Raw genomic sequence first — 15879 nt, 5'->3', positions numbered from 1 at the left:
CGATGACCGACACGCGCGAACCCCGGGCCGCGGTGCAGGCCCGGCCCACGGCGCCCACGGCGGTGCTGGACGTGGTGGTGCCCGTCTACAACGAGGAGGCCGATCTCGCCCCCTGCGTCCGGCGGCTGCACGCGCACCTCACGGCGCACTTCCCGTACCCGTTCCGGATCACCGTGGCGGACAACGCCAGCGTGGACGGCACCCTCGCGGTGGCCGAGGCGCTCGCGGCCGAGTTGCCTGAGGTCGGGGTGCTGCACCTCGACGCCAAGGGGCGGGGCCGGGCGCTGCGGGCCGCCTGGTCGGCCTCGCCGGCGCCGGTGCTCGCGTACATGGACGTCGACCTCTCCACCGACCTGGCGGCGCTGCTGCCGCTGGTCGCCCCGCTCATCTCCGGCCACTCGGACCTGGCCATCGGCACCCGGCTGGCGCGGACCAGCCGGGTGGTCCGGGGTGCCAAGCGGGAGGTGATCTCGCGCGGCTACAACCTGCTGCTGCGCGGCACCCTCGCGGTGCGCTTCTCCGACGCGCAGTGCGGGTTCAAGGCGATCCGCGCCGACGTGGCGGCCGGGCTGCTGCCTCTGGTGCAGGACACCGGCTGGTTCTTCGACACCGAGCTGCTGGTCCTGGCCCAGCGGTCCGGGCTGCGGATCCACGAGGTGCCGGTCGACTGGGTCGACGACCCGGACAGCCGGGTGGACATCGTGGCCACCGCGATGGCCGACCTGCGTGGCATCTGGCGGCTGGGCCGCGCCCTGGTCACCGGGGCGCTGCCCCTGGCCGACCTGCGCGCCCAGCTCGGCCGGGCGCCGCTGCAGGCGCCACCGGCGCAGGTGCCGGCCGGGCTGCCCCGGCAGCTCGCCCGGTTCGCGGCGGTCGGGGTGGGCAGCACGCTCGCGTACCTGCTGCTGTTCCTGCTGGCCCGCGGCCCGCTCGGGGCGCAACCGGCGAACCTTCTGGCCCTGCTGGTGACGGCGGTGGCCAACACGGCGGCCAACCGGCGGCTCACCTTCGGCGTCACCGGCCGCCGGCACGCCGGCCGGCACCACCTTCAGGGCCTGCTCGCCTTCGCCCTCGGCCTGGCCCTGACCAGCGGCTCCCTGGCGGTGCTGCACGCCACCGCCGGCACTCCGCCCCGCGCCCTGGAGCTGACCGTGCTGATCGCCGCCAACCTGGCGGCGACCGCCCTCCGCTTCACCCTGCTGCGCCTCGCCATGCACCACCGCGCCTGACTGCCCGATCGTGGCGAGTTTCCGTTCGTGGGGAACGGAAACTCGCCACGATCCGCAGCGGCGACCGCGCCCCGGCGTGGCAGGGTGGGGGCATGTACCGGGAGGAGGCGGCACCGGGAATCCCCGGGGCCGTGCGGTGGGCGAGCGTCTCGCGCGGCGACGGGCCGGTGCGGGTGCTGCCGGACGGGTGCCTGGACCTGCTCTGGTCCAGCCGGTCCGGGCTGCTGGTGGCCGGGCCGGACCGGCAGGCGCACCTGTCGGTGAGCGTGCCGGGGGAGCGGTGGGTCGGGCTGCGGCTTCCGCCGGGCATCGGGCCCGCCGTGTTCGGGATCCCCGCCGACGAACTGCGCGACCTGCGCGTGCCCCTCGACGACCTGTGGGGACCGGCCGCCACCGACCTGGCCGACCGCGTCGCGGCGGCCGAGGCGCGCGGATGGCCGGTCGGCGGCGTACTGGAGGAGGTGGCGCTGCGCCGGCTGCGGGCCGCGGGCGGGCCCGACCCGCTCGGCGCCCGGGTCGCCGCGCGGCTGGCGGCCGGCGCGACCGTCGCCGCCACCGCCGCCGAGGTCGGCCTGGGCGCGCGGGCCCTGCACCGGCGCAGCCGGCTCCTCTTCGGGTACGGCCCGAAGACCCTCGCCCGCATCCTCCGGATGCGCCGCGCCCTCGACCTGGCCGGCGCCGGCACCCCGCTGGCCGAGGTCGCCGTCCTGGCCGGGTACGCCGACCAGGCCCACCTCACCCGCGAGGTGAAGGAGTTCGCCGGGGTCCCCCCGACCCGCCTGCTGCCGCCCGCCGCCTGAGCGTCTCCGCTCGCCGCAGCGGCAGTTGTTCACTCGGGCTTGAGTGGGGCGAACAGGTCGACGCCGTTGCCGTCGGGGTCGTGCAGGACGGCGTACCGCTGGCCCCAGAAGGCGTCCCACGGCGCCAGGTGACCATGGTGGCCGGCGGCGGTCATCTCGGCGTACCAGCGGTCCACCTCGGCCGGGTCGGCGCAGCGGAAGGCCAGGGCGGCGCGCGGGCCGCCGGTCGCCGGTGCGTAGCCGCTGTCGAAGCCGCGGATCGTTTCGACCGTGTCCCAGGCGAGCCGGACGCCGTTGTCGAGGGTGATCTCCACGTGCGGCTCGTGTTCCGCGCCGGGTGGGACCGGCAGCCCGATCCGGCGGTAGAAGTCCAGGGTGCGCCCCATGTCGGTGACGACCATTCCGATGAGATCGAACTGCGGTGTCATGCCGCCACGGTAGGAGCCGGCGGGCCGGGCCGTCTTGAACGGATCGGACGGGGGACGAGTGACCGGTGTGGCCTCACGGCCGGGAGCGGGAGCGTACGGTGTGGGACAAGTCCGGCTTAGAGCGGTAAAGCTCTCATATCGGGCCGGACTCCGATGACTGGCGAAGGAAGGGAGCTGGCCGTGACGCACCTGGCCTACCTGGACGCGGGATCCGGCAGCCTGATCGTGCAGGCGGTGGTCGGAGGGGTGGCCGGCGTGGCGGTGGCCGCCAAGCTCTACTGGCGACGGCTGGTGGCCCGGTTCCGCCGGCAGCCCACCGACCAGGGCTGACCGGCGTGGCGCTTCCCGACACCGGCCTGCGCGCCGAGCCCGGCTCCTTCCGCGACCCGGGCAACCGGGTCTTCCACCGCGCCGGCGAGGTGCTGCGCGGGCTCGACGAGCGGTCGGCGCGCGACTGGCGCGCCCTGGCGGCCAGCGACTTCTTCCGGGACCTGCTCGCCACCGGTCAGGTCTGCGGCACCGAGGAGGTGTTCCCCACCCCGGTCGACGTGCCCTGGGCCGCGGTGCTGCGGCACGAGCGGATCCCGTTCGTCTCGCACCCCTACGAATGGTCGTACGGGATGCTCCGGGACGCCGCCCTGCTGCACCTGGAGGTGCTGCGCGCCGCGCTGGCCGCAGGCTTCACCACGAAGGACGGCTCCGCCTACAACGTGCAGTGGCGGGGCGCCGCGCCGGTCTTCATCGACGTCGGCTCGTTCGAGGCGGCCCGCGACGGCGAGCCCTGGGCCGGCTACCGCCAGTTCTGCCAGACCCTGCTCTACCCGCTGCTGGTCCAGGCCCACCTGGGGCTCGACTTCCAGCCGTTCCTGCGGGCGCGGATCGACGGAATCGAGCCGGACCAGATGCGCCGCCTGTTCGGCGGGGCCCGGCGCTGGCGGGCCGGGGTGCTCACCCACGTGCACCTGCACGGCGCCATGCAGAACCGCAACGCCGAGGCCAGCACCAGCGCGGTGCGGGCCCAGTTGCGGGCCGCCGGCTACTCGCGCGAGCTGGCCCTGGCCACCGTGCGCGGGCTGGCGAAGCTGGTCCGCCGGCTGGACCACCGGCCGGGGGAGAGCCACTGGTCGGACTACCAGCGGACCTGCGCGTACTCGGTTCCGGACCGGCAGGCCAAGGAGCACTTCGTCGACCGGGCGGTGGCCGCGACCGGGCCCGGCCGGGTGCTCGACCTGGGCGCCAACGACGGCCGGTACGCCCGGATCGCCGCCCGGCACGCCGACCACGTGGTCGCCGTCGAGCAGGACCCCGCCGTGGTGGACGCCCTCTACCGGGCGCTGCGCGACGAGGGTGAGGGGCGGATCCTGCCGCTGGTGATGGACCTGGCCGACCCGTCCCCGGGTGGCGGCTGGCGGGGCGTCGAGCGGGCCTCCTTCGCCGACCGGGCCCGGGCCGACGTGGTGCTCGCGCTGGCCGTGGTGCACCACCTGGCGATCGGCCGGAACGTGCCGCTGCCCGAGGTGCTGGACCAGCTCGCCGCGCTGACCGTGACGGGCGGCAGCCTGGTGGTCGAGTTCGTCCACCCGGAGGACCCGATGGCCCGCCGGCTGCTGGCCAACAAGCCGGACGGGCTCTTCCCGGACTACCACCGGGAGGCGTTCGAGTCGCTGCTCGCGGCGCGCGGGCGGGTCGTGGCGCGCACCGACCTGCCGTCGGGCACCCGCACCCTCTACCAGGTGGTGGTGGGTGGCTGAGGGAACGCTCGCGCCCCCGCAGGCGCCGCCGGCGACCCCGGACCGGCCCCGGGGCCGCTGGCGTGGCGAGACGGGCCGGCTGCTGGAGGTGGTGGCGCTGGTCGGGCTGGTGGTGACCCAGCCGCTGCTGGACGTGCTCGGCCGCAGCCCCGACTTCTTCCTGTTCCACCGCGCCTCCCGGGCCGACGTGCTGCTGCTGGTGGCGTTGATCGCGATCGCGCCGACCGTGCCGTTCGCCCTGCTCGGCGCGGTCGGCCTGGTCGCCGGTCGACTCGCCCGGGCGGCCGTGCACACGTTTGTCGTGGGGCTGCTGCTGGCCGCGCTCGCGGTCCAGGTGGGCCGGCAGGTGACGCCGCTTCGGGGCGTACCCCTGCTGCTCGTGGCGGGTGTGGCCGGCGCCGCCGCGGCGGCCGCCCACCGGCGGTGGCGGGCCCCGGGCCGGGTGCTGCGGGTGGCCGCGGTCGGCCCGCTGGTCTTCGTCGGCCTGTTCCTGTTCGCGTCGCCGGCCTCGGCCGTGGTGCTGCCCAAGGGGCACGGCGGCGCCGCCGGGGTGGCCGGCGCCGGCGCCCACCCGCCGGTGGTCATGATCGTCCTGGACGAGCTGCCGCTGGTCTCCCTGCTCGGCCCGGACGGCCGGATCGACGCCACCCGGTATCCGCACTTCGCCGAGCTGGCCGGCGGCTCGACCTGGTACCGCAACGCCACCGGCGTCAGCGGCTGGACGCCCTACGCGCTGCCGGCCATGCTCACCGGGCGCTACCCCGCCGAACCGTTCGCCCCGCACTACTCGCAGTACCCGGACAACCTGTTCACGGCGCTCGGCGGCCTGTACGACATCAAGGCCGAGGAGAGCATCACCCGGCTCTGCCCGCCCAGCCGCTGCGAACAGCCGGTCAGCCCCGAGCAGGGGCTCGGCGTGCTGGTCCGGGAGAGCGGCAAGCTGCTGCGGCAGGTCACCGCCCCGGTGGACAGCCGGATCGACCCGGAGGACTCCTACCGGGAGCAGACCCGGGCCGAGGCCGGGCTGGACGCGGCCGAGCCGGTGCCGGCCGACCCGAAGTTCCGCTGGGACACCCTCGACGACAACCAGCCGGCCCGGTTCACCGCCTTCCTCGCCGGGCTGCGCCCCGCCGCCCGCCCCACCCTGCACTTCCTGCACCTGCTCATGCCGCACTCGCCGTGGGCGTACCTGCCGTCCGGCGCGCACTACGCCGCCCCGGAGGACCTGCCCAACGACGGGGCCGGCTGGGTGGACCTGGCCCGGGCCCGGCACCTCGCCCAGCTCGGCTACACCGACCGGCTGATCGGCGAGACGCTGCGCACCCTGCGCGCCACCGGCCTCTACGACAAGGCGCTCGTGCTGGTCACCGCCGACCACGGGGTGAGTTTCCGCCGGGACTGGCAGGGCCGGGGGCTGGACGCCATCAACCACGCGGCCGACCAGGTGGCCTGGGTGCCGATGTTCGTGAAGGAACCCGGCCAGCGAACCGGCCGGGTCGACGACCGGAACTGGGAGCACGTGGACCTGCTGCCGACCATCGCCGACGAGACGCACGTGCGGATCCCCTGGCGGATGGACGGCCGCTCGGCGCGGCAGGCCCCGCGCGAGCGCGCCGACAAGCGCTTCTACGACCGGCCCGGCCAGCCGCTGACGATCACCGGAGGCGTGCCGACCCCGCCCGCCCCACCGCCGCCCGACCCGCTGCTCGGCACCCACGTGGGGGAGAAGCCTTCCGGGGGTACGGCCACGGTGGCCGACCTCGCCGCGTTCCGCGACGTCGACCCCGCGCACGGCGAACTGCCCGCGCTGGTCTGGGGGACGGTGCCCGCCTCGGTCCCGGACGGCACCCGGCTCGCGGTGGCGGTCAACGGCACGGTCGGCGCGGTCGTGCCGGTGGTCCGGCCCGATCCCGGCGGCCGGCGTTTCGCCGCGCTCCTGCCCGACGACCGGCTCTTCGCCCCCGGGTCCAACCGGCTCGACCTCTACCGCGTCGACGCCGACGGGACGCTGCGCCGGCTCACCCTGTCGTGATCATCCACAGCTTCGGCGGGTAGCCTTCCCAGCTCGGTGTGGACGCGCTTCCACGGGGTTTCCGAGTCGGCAAGTCGGGAATCGGGTGACGCATACCTCACCACAGAACCATGACGAGCGGTGTCCTCCCCACCGTGATTACGGTAAAAGCGAAGGCAATTCAACGAAGATCTTGCCGGCGAAGCGAGGAACAGATGACGGAAGTCAAGCTCGACCACCCCGGTGGGCAGCTGTCGATGCCGGTACAGCCCGCGGTCGAGGGGCCCGCCGGGATCGGGGTGGGCAAGCTGCTGAAGGAAACCGGGATGACGACGTACGACCCCGGTTTCGTGAACACCGCGTCCTGCTCGTCCGCGATCACCTACATCGACGGTGACGCGGGCATCCTGCGGTACCGCGGCTACCCGATCGAGCAGCTGGCCGAGAAGTCCTCCTTCCTGGAGGTCTCGTACCTGCTGATCTACGGCGAGCTGCCGACGCAGACGCAGCTGACCGAGTTCAGCGACCGGATCCGGCGGCACTCGCTGCTGCACGAGGAGATGCGCCGCTTCTTCGACGGCTTCCCGCGCGACGCGCACCCGATGGCCGTGCTCTCGTCGGCCGTCAGCGCCATCTCGACCTTCTACCAGGACAGCCTGGACCCGTTCGACTCCGAGCACGTGGAGATGTCGACGATCCGGCTGATGGCGAAGGTCCCCACCATCGCCTCGTACGCGTACAAGAAGTCGATCGGCCAGCCGCTGCTCTACCCGGACAACTCGCTGGGCTACGTCGACAACCTGCTGCGGATGACCTTCGGTGTTCCGGCCGAGGAGTACGAGGTCGACCCGGTGATGTCGAAGGTGCTGGACATGCTGTTCGTCCTGCACGCCGACCACGAGCAGAACTGCTCCACCTCGACCGTCCGGCTGGTCGGCTCCAGCAACGCCAACCTGTTCGCCTCGGTCTCGGCCGGCGTGAACGCGCTGTTCGGCCCGCTGCACGGCGGCGCCAACCAGGCCGTGCTGGAGATGCTCCAGAAGATCCAGGCCGACGGCGGCGACGTGCGGTCCTTCGTGCAGAAGGTCAAGGACAAGCAGGACGGCGTGAAGCTGATGGGCTTCGGCCACCGGGTCTACAAGAACTACGACCCGCGTGCCGCCATCGTGAAGAAGGCCGCCCAGGACGTGCTCGGCCGGATGGCCAAGCCGGACCCGCTGCTCGACCTCGCGGTGCAGCTGGAGGAGATCGCGCTCGCCGACGACTTCTTCGTCTCCCGCCGGCTCTACCCGAACGTGGACTTCTACACCGGCCTCATCTACAAGGCCATGGGCTTCCCGACCAAGATGTTCACGGTGCTCTTCGCGCTGGGCCGGCTCCCCGGCTGGATCGCGCAGTGGCGCGAGATGATCAACGACCCGGAGACCAAGATCGGCCGCCCGCGGCAGATCTACACCGGCTACGCCGAGCGGGACTACGTCCCCGCGACGGAGCGCTGAGCCCGGTCCCGACGCCGAAGGCCGCCGACCCCGCGCGGGTCGGCGGCCTTCGTCTGTGCGGGCCGGTGCGTCAGCCCACCAGGGAACGCAGCGGGATCCGCGCGTCCCGGAGGGCGCCCACCAGGTCACGCAGGAACGGGTGCTCGTCGGCCTGGAGGCCGGCCGGGTTCGGGATCACCAGGTAGGCCGACCCGTTCACCTCGGAGACCCGGGCGGTGTCGGTGTACCGGGCGACGACCGCCTCGGCGCGACCGCGGTCACCGGCCGCCACCTCGACCGTGATCGGGCGCCACTCGCCGCCCAGGTCGTCCGCCACCGGCTGGGCCGCCGCGGCCGCCCGGGCGGGGTCGACACCTGTCGTCCGCCGCGTGGCGCCGCGGTCCGCCGCCGCGCCCGACGGGTAGAGCAGCGCGTTGGCCACCAGGTGCAGACCGTTCTCGTTGTACGCCCGGAACAGCGGGTTGAACGCGAACAGCACGGCCCGACCGGCGCCGGTGGGCTCGTCCACCAGCGCGACGGTGCCCTTCAGCACGTCGCTGCGCACGGTGTAGCCGTTGGCCCAGAAGGTGTCGCCGGACGGGTAGCTGAGCACGTTGGTGCCGGTGCTGCTCGGGTTGAGGATCGAGTCGCTGTTGTTGAACTCGAAGTCCTCCGCCGGGCGGCCCAGCGCGACCGGGCTGCTGCTGTCGACGTCGACCCGCAGGTGCGACCCGATCATCCGATAGTCCGCCGGCTTCGCCTTCTCCGTGGTGGAGGTGAGGCCGGCGGCCCGGGCCATCCGGGTGCCCTCGTTGCGCAGGCCGACGTAGGTGTGACCCTGGGCGATCCAGTTCCGCAGGTTGGCCTGCCCGGCGGCGGTGAGCCCGCCGGTCGCGCTGCTGCCGTCCGGCACGAGCAGCACGGTGCGCCCGGTGAACGCCGGGGTGTTGTCGTTGATGTCGGCGGTCGTCACCGGCGTGAGGTCGAGCCCCCACCGCTTGCCGAGCACGTACCGTGCCTCGCCGTGCGAGCCGGAGGTGGTGGAGATGCCGGTGCCCTGGAACAGCCCGACGTCCGGCAGGTCCACCGGGCTGCCGGTGGCCGCCGCGCCGCTCGGGCTCAGGCTCACCCCGAGCGACCGGGCCAGCCGGTCGATCTCCGGGGTCAGGCTCTTCGCGGGAAAGCCGACCACGCCGGTGTCGAGGTCGCGGACGAGCGGCACGCCCCGGCCGAGCAGCCGGAAGGTCAGTTCGGCCGCCGCCGCCGAGTCCAGCGGGTACGCGTACGACCCCTTCGCCCCGGCCGCCGAGGTCGTGCCGCCGCTGATCTGCCGGACCAGCTTGGCGTGCGGCCGGACGTCGTCGCCGGTGTAGATGGTGTCCACGCCCATGAGCAGCGGGTTGCTCCAGGACGACACGTCGTAGAAGTAGGGGAACGGCACGTACGGGTCCTCGCCCATGATCGCCTGGATCCAGTGCTTCTGCGGCTGGTCCATCGGGATCCAGTACGCGCCCACGGGCACCGTGACGTCGGTCGCGGTGCGCCCGCCGAAGACCCGGGCGGTGGGCACCGTCGTCGGTCTGGTCACCTCGTAGACCTCGACGTCCATCCCGCGCAGCCGCTCGACCAGCCGGCGCACGTCGCCGAGCTGGCGGTCGGGGAGCAGGAAGTACGAGCGGACGCTGATGTCCGGCACCGGGAACTGGACGGTGTTGGTCGGCTGGACCACCTCGTTCGGCTCCAGCGTCCCGGCCCGGCCCTCGGCGAGCGCGTCCGTCCAGATCTTGTAGTAGCCGGTCAGCACCTCGTGCTTGTTCGCCGCGGCCCAGCCGAGGGTGGACCACTGGGTGTGGAACTGCTGCTGGACCCGGTCGGCCACCGCCGACGCGCTGCCCTTCTCGAAGGTCATGCCGGCGGCGCCGAAGCCGGCGGCCGGGACGGTGTCGCCGTAGCCCATGAAGAACAGGTCGTAGGTGGCGTAGTTGAAGTAGCACTCGGTGGTGACGGCGCCGCCGCAGGCGCCGTTGAAGCCGAAGCCGGCCTTGTTGGCCTCGCCGATCCGGTTGATCCAGTCGACGTTCTCGCTGGCGATCTCGTGGTGGATCGGGTCGGCGTTGGGCGGGAAGAAGTACTGCCGGCCGCCCATCTCGTGCGCGTCGACGAACACCTGCGGCGGGTACTGGCGCAGTAGTTCGATCTTGCCGTCGGTCTCCTGCTGGGTGCGGGCGAACCAGTCCCGGTTCATGTCGAAGCCGTACTCGTTCTGCCGGCGGCCGGCGTCGCGGCCGTCGGGGTTCTGGGTCGGCACGATGACGGTCACCAGGTTGTCGTTCCGCTGCGCGACCGCGCAGGACAGGCCGGACGCCAGCTCGTACAGGGTCTTGAGCGCGGCGTCCGTGCCGCTCTTCTCCCCGCCGTGCACGTTCGCGGTCACCCAGACGATGGCCGGGCGGTCAGTCGCGGTCTCGGCGGCCTTCGTCGGCTTCGTCCGGCGCGGGTCCCGCAGGTCGCGGATGTCGTCGGCGATCTGCCGCAGCGCGCCCGGCCGGACGTGCCGCTCGTTCGAGACGACGGCGTACGGCAGCGGCTGGCCGAGCACGCTCGTCGCCATGACGCCGGTGACGACCCGGTCGGAGGCGGCGTCGACGGCAGTGAGGTAGCTCCGGACCTCGTCGTTGGTGACGACCCGCTCCTGGCCGGTGCCGAGCGGGAAGCCCAGCGCGGACTCGGGGCTGGGCACCGTGGACAGCCGGGCGGTCGGGTCGTCGCTGCAGCCGGGCGCCGTGGGGGCGGCGCCGGCCGGCGTGCCTCCGAGCAACGGCGTCAGGCCGGCCAGCAGGAGCAGCGCGGCGACGCCGGCCGTTCTTCTCGTGGGGACCGCCCTGCGTGGACGCTTCGACAGGCGCATCGGGATGCCTCGTTTCACTCGGGGGCAGATCGAGCGAGCTGGATCGAACGTATGAGCTGCGGTTTCGGTGGGCAAGGGTCAGTGGGCGCGGTGCCCGCCCGGCCCGCCCGTGGTGGGCAGGCTGCCGAGCACGTGGTTGATGATGTGGATCCGCGCGCCGGCGACCTGGTAGTCGGCGCACACGGTGTCGGCCTGGTCGGCCAGGCGGGCGCTCCCTCCGCCACCGGTGACCGTCACCGTGGTGCCGGCGAGGGTGGTGACCTTCCCGGCGGCCACGAGGTCGGACAGCGACCGCGACCCGGCGACGAGGTGTTCGCGGAGCAGGCCGCGGAGCGTGTCCCGGTCGGCGAGGAGCAGACGGTCGAGGTCGTCCTCGGAGAACTTGGCGGCGAACGCGTCGTCGGTCGGGGCCAGGATGGTCACTCCCGAGCCGCCGTGCAGGTCGGCGGACATGCCGGACGCCCGCACCGCCGCCTCGAACGTGGTGAGGACGGGCAGCCACTGCAGCGCGACCTCGGCCGGCTGGCCGGTGAGGGCCGCCGGGTTGCCCGGCTCGCTGCCGGAGGGCAGCAGGTCGCACAGCGGGCCGCTCACGGCGGGGGGCGCCTTCGGCGCGGCGCCGCCACCGGCCCCGGCCGGCGGGGCGGTGCCGGCGCCGGAGCAGCCCGTGGCGGCGAGCGCCAGGGACAGTGCGACCGCGCCGAGCGCGGCGGTCCGTCGCCGGCGGGTCGGCCACCGGAACCGGGGGAGGGATCGCGGGGGCATGACGGGCGGTTCCACGGCGTTCTCCGCTCGGTCCAGGTCGTACCGGCAGGCCCGGCAGGCCGGACCTGCCGGTACGACAATCAACGGGTCAGAGGCTCGCGCACTGGCCGCTCTTCGGGCCCTCCACCGAGTTGCTCAGCCCGAGGTTCTCCGGTGCCTGGGTGTTGCCACCGCAGCTCAGCGGACCGGTCACGGTGTTGGCCGCCACCAGCGGCGCGTCACCGCGGTTGCCCGACACGTCGACCGGGCCGGTGACCGTCGCGTCGACGATCACCACCGGGCCGCTGGACTGCGCGACCCGCACCGGGCCCTCGACCGTGCTGTCGGTCAGGAACACGCCGGCGGCGCCGGTCGCGTCCACCGGGCCGGTGATCGAGGAGCCGGTGGCGACAAGCGTGCCGCCGGGCCGGACGCGGACCGGACCGGTCACCGTGGCGTCCCGCAGGCAGGTGACGCCGGAGACCACGAGCGGGCCGTCGTGCGAGCCGGTCACCGTCGGGTACACCCGCTCGGCGTCGACCAGCTTCTCCACGGCCTGCCCGTCGAGCAGCAGCGGGATCAGCCCCCGTTCGGGCTGGGCGAGGGGCACCACGTACCCGTCGGCGACCTTCACCACCTTGTGGCCGTGCGCGGCGAGTCGCTGCGCCACGGTGGTCCGCTGGCCGGCCGGGCCGTCGGTGCGCTCACCGTGGTACTGCTCCTCGGTGAGCCGGTAGGCGCACGGCGCGTCGGTGAGGATCTGGTCCTCACGCGGGGCGTCCAGCGGCGGCGGGGCCTCGCCCGGGTGCGGCGACGGGTACGCCGCGATCGGCCGGGAGCCGCGGAAGACGATCCGGCCGGTGTTCGACACCTGGAAGGTGATCGCGTCGGCCCGCGCCGTGGTGATCTCCTTGAGGCTCGCCCGGTGGTAGTCGAGGAACTGCTGGAACGTCCACAGCGCCGAGAACGTCTTGCGCCGCCGGTTGTTCGCCGTGTTGCCCTCGTCCGGCCGGGTCGTGCCGCCGGCGCTGCGCAGCTCCAGCAGGGAGTTCACCACGTTCTTGAGGCCGAGCGTGTTGCGCAGGATGGTCTCCTCGCTCAGCCCGACGTTGCCACCGCCGTTGCACCCGTACGGGCAGGGCCACCAGCCGTCCTTCGCGCCCTGCGTGTACATGTGACCCTCGATCATGTGCTGCGACTCGTCGAAGATCGGCTGGGCGACGTTCTGGTGCCGCGGCGGCAGCATCGGCAGGTCGCCGGCGCTGGAGTTGCCGAATTCGTGCCCGTCGTAGCCGGCCACCGGCCGGTAGTCGCGCAGCATCCGCACCAGCGCGAACGTCTCCGGCTGCCGCACCAGCGAGTAGTCCCGGTTGAGGTCCTGGCCGGTGGAGTTGCCCCGGGTGTTGGCCGCCCGGCCGTCTCCGTTGATGGTGGGCACGATCAGCACTGTGGTGTGCGACAGCAGGTCCAGCGTGCGCGGGTCGTCGCTGAAGGCCAGTTGGCGCGCCATGATGAGGCAGGCTTCCCGGTCACCGGGCTCGTTGCCGTGCACGTTGCAGTTGACCATCAGCGGCGAGGTCGCGGCCACCGCCGCCGGGGTGGCCGGCGGGGTGGGGTAGCCGATGACGAACATGTTGATGGGGCGGCCCAGCGCGGTCCGGCCGATCTCGGTGACCCGGACGCGGTCGCTCGCCTCGTCGACAGCCGCCGTGTACGCGTACTCGTTGACGTCGCTGGTGTACTGCGCCGCGAGGGTGGTCTCCCACTGGGTCCGGAGGTTCTGGCCGGGCACCGCCGGGTCACCCCAGGGTGCCCTGGTGGTGTCGGCGACCGGCGCCGAGTAGGGCTCGGCGGTGGCGCCGAAGCGGGCGCGGACCCGCCACTGGAACCGGGCGCCCGGGTTGAAGCCGGCGTCGGCGAAGGTGGGGGAGGAGTTGTTGATCTGGCGGTTCGGCCGCCAGACGCCGGTGATCACCGCCGGTCCGGTGGCCGTGTCGTCGGCGGCGACCGGGGTGCGCTCGATCTGGTAGTCGGTGGCGCCGTCGACAGGCGTCCAGGCGAGGGTGGCGTAGCCGTCGCCCTGCACGACCGTCAGGCCCTGGACCTGGTTCGGCTCGGCCGGGTCGGCCTGTGCGGGTACGGGCCCGGCGAACGCCGCCAGGCTGGCGGCGAGCAGGGCGGAGAGGAGGGCCGTCGTCCGTCTGTCTCTCATGGAAGCTCCAGAACAGGTGGGATGACTCGGTCCGGACAGCCAATGCGAGTCAGCCCGTCTCTGGTCGACGGCCGACGATTTCTTGAGGTTGATCTGAGGATCGCCGGCTCAGGCCGACCGGAGCCGGTAGCCCACCCCGCGTACGGTCTCCACCAGGCCGGCGTCGTCGAGCTTGCCCCGCAGGGCCGCGACGTGGACGTCGAGGGTGTGGCCGCCGCCCCAGGTGGTCTGCCAGACGTCCATGAGCAGCCGCTCCCGGGGCACCACCGTCCCGGCCTGCCGGGCCAACGCCATCAGCAGCGCGAACTCCTTGCGGGTCAGGACCACCTCCCGGTCGCCCAGCCAGACCCGCCGGGCGTTGAGGTCCAGCCGCAGGTCGCCCACCTCCAGCGCGGGCTCGGCCCGGAAGGCGCGGGCGCTGCGGCGCATCACCGCCTCGATCCGGGCCTGCAACTCCGCCATCGAGAACGGCTTGACGACGTAGTCGTCGGCGCCGGCCCGCAGCCCCGCCACCCGGTCGCGCTCGTCGCCGCGCGCGGTCACCGCGATGATCGCGATGTCCTCGTTGTGCCGGCGGATCTCCCGACACAGCGAGAGGCCGTCCCGGTCCGGGAGGTTCAGGTCGAGCAGCATGAGGTCCACCGGTCCGGCCTCGGCCGCCTCCGACGCGGTGGTGGCAGTGATGACCGAGTTGCCCCGGCGGCGCAGCGCGGCGGCGAGCGCGGACGCGACTCGCAGGTCGTCCTCCACCAGAAGCACCCGCACCGCGTCTCCTCGAACCTCGTCACCACAGGTTCACGCGAGTCTGTCCGATCCACACCGGCCGCGACCAGTCCGAACGGGAGATCACAGCCAGACGATCATGCGTGTCGAGCCGTCGGGCCGAGGTGAGCGCGCCACGCGCCCGTCTCAGGATCTGCTCGGCGCCGTGAGGTAGCGGGGCAGGACGAACGCGGCGGAGACCGCCAGCTCGCGGTCGAGCACCTCGTCGCGGGGGACGAAGACCATCGCCCGGCCCTCGCCGCACACCACGTCCTCCTGGCGGGCGTCGGTGGTGCCGTGGAAGACGTGGACCGTGACCGTGTGCGGGAAGCCCTCCTCGTAGGGGCGCGGGCCGGTCCAGAAGGGACGCAGGTCGCCCGCGGTCAGGCCGGTCTCCTCCAGCAGTTCCCGACGGGCGGCCTCCTCCGGCGTCTCGCCGGGCTCGATGCCCCCGCCGGGCAGGCTCCACTGGTTCGGTGAGACGGGCGCGTGCTCGTCACGGTGCTGGAGCAGGATCGCGCCCGAGGGGTCCACGAGCAGGACGAGCGCCACGTCATAGCTGGCCATCGCGGAATCATTCCATGGCGGCACTCCCGGCGCAGGACCGTCGGCGCGAAGCTTCCGAGCAGCCGGAGCCGGCCGGCCCACTAGCATGATCCCGTGCCGGAGGACTTCATCGCTGACGACCACCTGGCTGCGTTCCTGCGGACCGCGAGAACCCAGCCCGCCGTCGGCGAACCGGACGTGGCGACCTCGCGTCAGGCCTCCCGCGCACGGGCTGCGGCACGTACGCCGGGACCGGAGGTCCCGACCGTCGACACGACGATGGCGGGTGTCCCGGTACGGGTGTACGCGCCGGGCGCGCGCCCGGTGGTCGTCTACCTCCACGGCGGCGGGTTCGTGCTGGGAGATCTCGACACGCACGACGCGCAGGCGCGGCGGCTCGCCGTGGCCACGGCGGCGTCGGTGGTCGCTGTCGACTACCGACGCGCGCCGGAACATCCCTGGCCGGCGGCGGTCGACGACGCGGTGGGGGTGGTCCGGCGCGTGGCCGGCGACGGGACACCGGTGGCGGTGGCCGGCGACTCGGCGGGTGGTCTCATCGCGATCCTGACGGCGCTGCGGCTGCGCGACGAGGTGCCCCTGCTGGCGCAGTTGCTGGTCTGCCCGAACGCCGACCCCACGCTCCGGTCTCCGAGCGTCGAGGAAAAGGGGAGTGGCTGGCTGCTCGATGCCGGCACCCTTCGCCGGTGGGTCGCGATGTGGCTGCCCGATCCCGACACCCGCGACTCGCCGTCGACCAATCCGCTCGTCGCGGACCTGCGGGGCCTGCCGCCGGCCGTCGTCGTGACCGCCGAGCACGATCCCCTGCGCGACGAGGGTGAGGCCTACGTGGCGCGCCTGCGGTCCGCCGGCGTGCCGGTGACACACCGACGCGAACCCGGGCTGGTCCACGACTTCCCGACCCTGCGGGACGTGTCACCAGCCGCTGCCGCGGCGGAGGACCGTTTCCTCCGCGACGCCGCGCAGCTGCTGGGCCGACGATCCAGCTGATC

At 73.5% G+C, this 15879-nt stretch carries 12 protein-coding genes and 1 pseudogene; 7 read left to right on the top strand and 6 right to left on the bottom strand.

The genetic code is table 11. From position 1 onward, the window contains the following. Nucleotides 1-2 precede the first annotated feature (2 nt). Together GA0070603_RS07325 and GA0070603_RS07320 are read left to right on the top strand one after the other, a co-directional pair. Complete coding sequence (locus GA0070603_RS07325; protein WP_091309058.1) at nucleotides 3-1229, top strand: bifunctional glycosyltransferase family 2/GtrA family protein; 1227 nt, start codon at nucleotides 3-5, stop codon at nucleotides 1227-1229. Between the two features lie 92 nt (nucleotides 1230-1321). Further along, a complete protein-coding gene (locus GA0070603_RS07320; protein ID WP_091309055.1) occupies nucleotides 1322-2029 on the top strand; it encodes an AraC family transcriptional regulator in 708 nt (235 codons plus the stop codon). A gap of 29 nt (nucleotides 2030-2058) precedes the next feature. On the opposite strand, the gene GA0070603_RS07315 is transcribed toward GA0070603_RS07320, so the two are convergent. Further along, nucleotides 2059-2457, bottom strand: a complete 399-nt coding sequence (locus GA0070603_RS07315; RefSeq protein ID WP_091309051.1) for a VOC family protein — start codon at nucleotides 2455-2457, stop codon at nucleotides 2059-2061. 180 nt (nucleotides 2458-2637) lie between these two features. Here GA0070603_RS07315 and GA0070603_RS31445 point away from each other — a divergent pair, with 180 nt between their 5' ends. The 4 genes and pseudogenes from GA0070603_RS31445 to GA0070603_RS07300 all read left to right on the top strand — a co-directional run bounded on the left by GA0070603_RS31445 (nucleotide 2638) and on the right by GA0070603_RS07300 (nucleotide 7718). Next, nucleotides 2638-2787, top strand: coding sequence for a hypothetical protein (locus tag GA0070603_RS31445; protein WP_167364301.1), 150 nt, complete (start codon nucleotides 2638-2640; stop codon nucleotides 2785-2787). 5 nt (nucleotides 2788-2792) lie between these two features. Next, on the top strand, nucleotides 2793-4208 hold the full coding sequence (locus GA0070603_RS07310; RefSeq protein WP_091309046.1) for a class I SAM-dependent methyltransferase: 1416 nt from the start codon (nucleotides 2793-2795) through the stop codon (nucleotides 4206-4208). A gap of 15 nt (nucleotides 4209-4223) precedes the next feature. After that, nucleotides 4224-6240 (top strand): annotated as a pseudogene (locus GA0070603_RS07305) (sulfatase-like hydrolase/transferase); the annotation flags it as partial. Nucleotides 6241-6434: 194 nt separating this feature from the next. After that, nucleotides 6435-7718, top strand: a complete 1284-nt coding sequence (locus GA0070603_RS07300) for a citrate synthase (RefSeq protein WP_091309039.1) — start codon at nucleotides 6435-6437, stop codon at nucleotides 7716-7718. A 70-nt stretch (nucleotides 7719-7788) separates the two neighbouring features. Here the strand turns inward: GA0070603_RS07300 and GA0070603_RS07295 are convergent, their stop codons facing one another. The 5 genes from GA0070603_RS07295 to GA0070603_RS07275 all read right to left on the bottom strand — a co-directional run bounded on the left by GA0070603_RS07295 (nucleotide 7789) and on the right by GA0070603_RS07275 (nucleotide 14890). Beyond that, the gene (locus GA0070603_RS07295; protein WP_091309035.1) at nucleotides 7789-10605 is read right to left on the bottom strand and encodes a M14 family zinc carboxypeptidase; all 2817 of its coding nucleotides are present in this window, start codon (nucleotides 10603-10605) and stop codon (nucleotides 7789-7791) included. Between the two features lie 78 nt (nucleotides 10606-10683). Further along, nucleotides 10684-11370 carry a fasciclin domain-containing protein gene (locus GA0070603_RS07290; protein ID WP_167544514.1) on the bottom strand — a complete coding sequence of 229 codons (687 nt, stop codon included), beginning with the start codon at nucleotides 11368-11370 and terminating at the stop codon, nucleotides 10684-10686. Nucleotides 11371-11458: 88 nt separating this feature from the next. Beyond that, a complete protein-coding gene (locus GA0070603_RS07285) occupies nucleotides 11459-13561 on the bottom strand; it encodes a M14 family metallopeptidase (RefSeq protein ID WP_091309029.1) in 2103 nt (700 codons plus the stop codon). Nucleotides 13562-13669: 108 nt separating this feature from the next. Then, nucleotides 13670-14326 carry a response regulator transcription factor gene (locus GA0070603_RS07280; protein WP_091309025.1) on the bottom strand — a complete coding sequence of 219 codons (657 nt, stop codon included), beginning with the start codon at nucleotides 14324-14326 and terminating at the stop codon, nucleotides 13670-13672. A 144-nt stretch (nucleotides 14327-14470) separates the two neighbouring features. Further along, complete coding sequence (locus GA0070603_RS07275; RefSeq protein WP_091309023.1) at nucleotides 14471-14890, bottom strand: NUDIX hydrolase; 420 nt, start codon at nucleotides 14888-14890, stop codon at nucleotides 14471-14473. Between the two features lie 93 nt (nucleotides 14891-14983). Between GA0070603_RS07275 and GA0070603_RS07270 the strand changes: the two genes are divergently transcribed. Beyond that, entirely contained in the window at nucleotides 14984-15877 is an 894-nt protein-coding gene (locus tag GA0070603_RS07270) for an alpha/beta hydrolase (RefSeq protein WP_091309021.1), read from the top strand. Nucleotides 15878-15879: the final 2 nt, after the last annotated feature.

Origin of the sequence: Micromonospora chersina (assembly GCF_900091475.1) — a bacterium.
GTDB classification, from domain to species: domain Bacteria; phylum Actinomycetota; class Actinomycetes; order Mycobacteriales; family Micromonosporaceae; genus Micromonospora; species Micromonospora chersina.
The sequence above is the reverse complement of the archived record's forward strand: the minus strand, read 5'-3'. Positions and strand labels throughout refer to the sequence as shown.

What these genes read in the sequence shown, in the direction of transcription:
- GA0070603_RS07325 (WP_091309058.1), top strand. Translation starts at nt 3, where the DNA reads ATGACCGACACGCGCGAACCCCGGGCCGCGGTGCAGGCCCGGCCCACG.
- GA0070603_RS07320 (WP_091309055.1), top strand. Translation starts at nt 1,322, where the DNA reads ATGTACCGGGAGGAGGCGGCACCGGGAATCCCCGGGGCCGTGCGGTGG.
- GA0070603_RS07315 (WP_091309051.1), bottom strand. Translation starts at nt 2,457, where the DNA reads ATGACACCGCAGTTCGATCTCATCGGAATGGTCGTCACCGACATGGGG.
- GA0070603_RS07300 (WP_091309039.1), top strand. Translation starts at nt 6,435, where the DNA reads ATGACGGAAGTCAAGCTCGACCACCCCGGTGGGCAGCTGTCGATGCCG.
- GA0070603_RS07295 (WP_091309035.1), bottom strand. Translation starts at nt 10,605, where the DNA reads ATGCGCCTGTCGAAGCGTCCACGCAGGGCGGTCCCCACGAGAAGAACG.
- GA0070603_RS07290 (WP_167544514.1), bottom strand. Translation starts at nt 11,370, where the DNA reads ATGCCCCCGCGATCCCTCCCCCGGTTCCGGTGGCCGACCCGCCGGCGA.
- GA0070603_RS07285 (WP_091309029.1), bottom strand. Translation starts at nt 13,561, where the DNA reads ATGAGAGACAGACGGACGACGGCCCTCCTCTCCGCCCTGCTCGCCGCC.
- GA0070603_RS07275 (WP_091309023.1), bottom strand. Translation starts at nt 14,890, where the DNA reads ATGGCCAGCTATGACGTGGCGCTCGTCCTGCTCGTGGACCCCTCGGGC.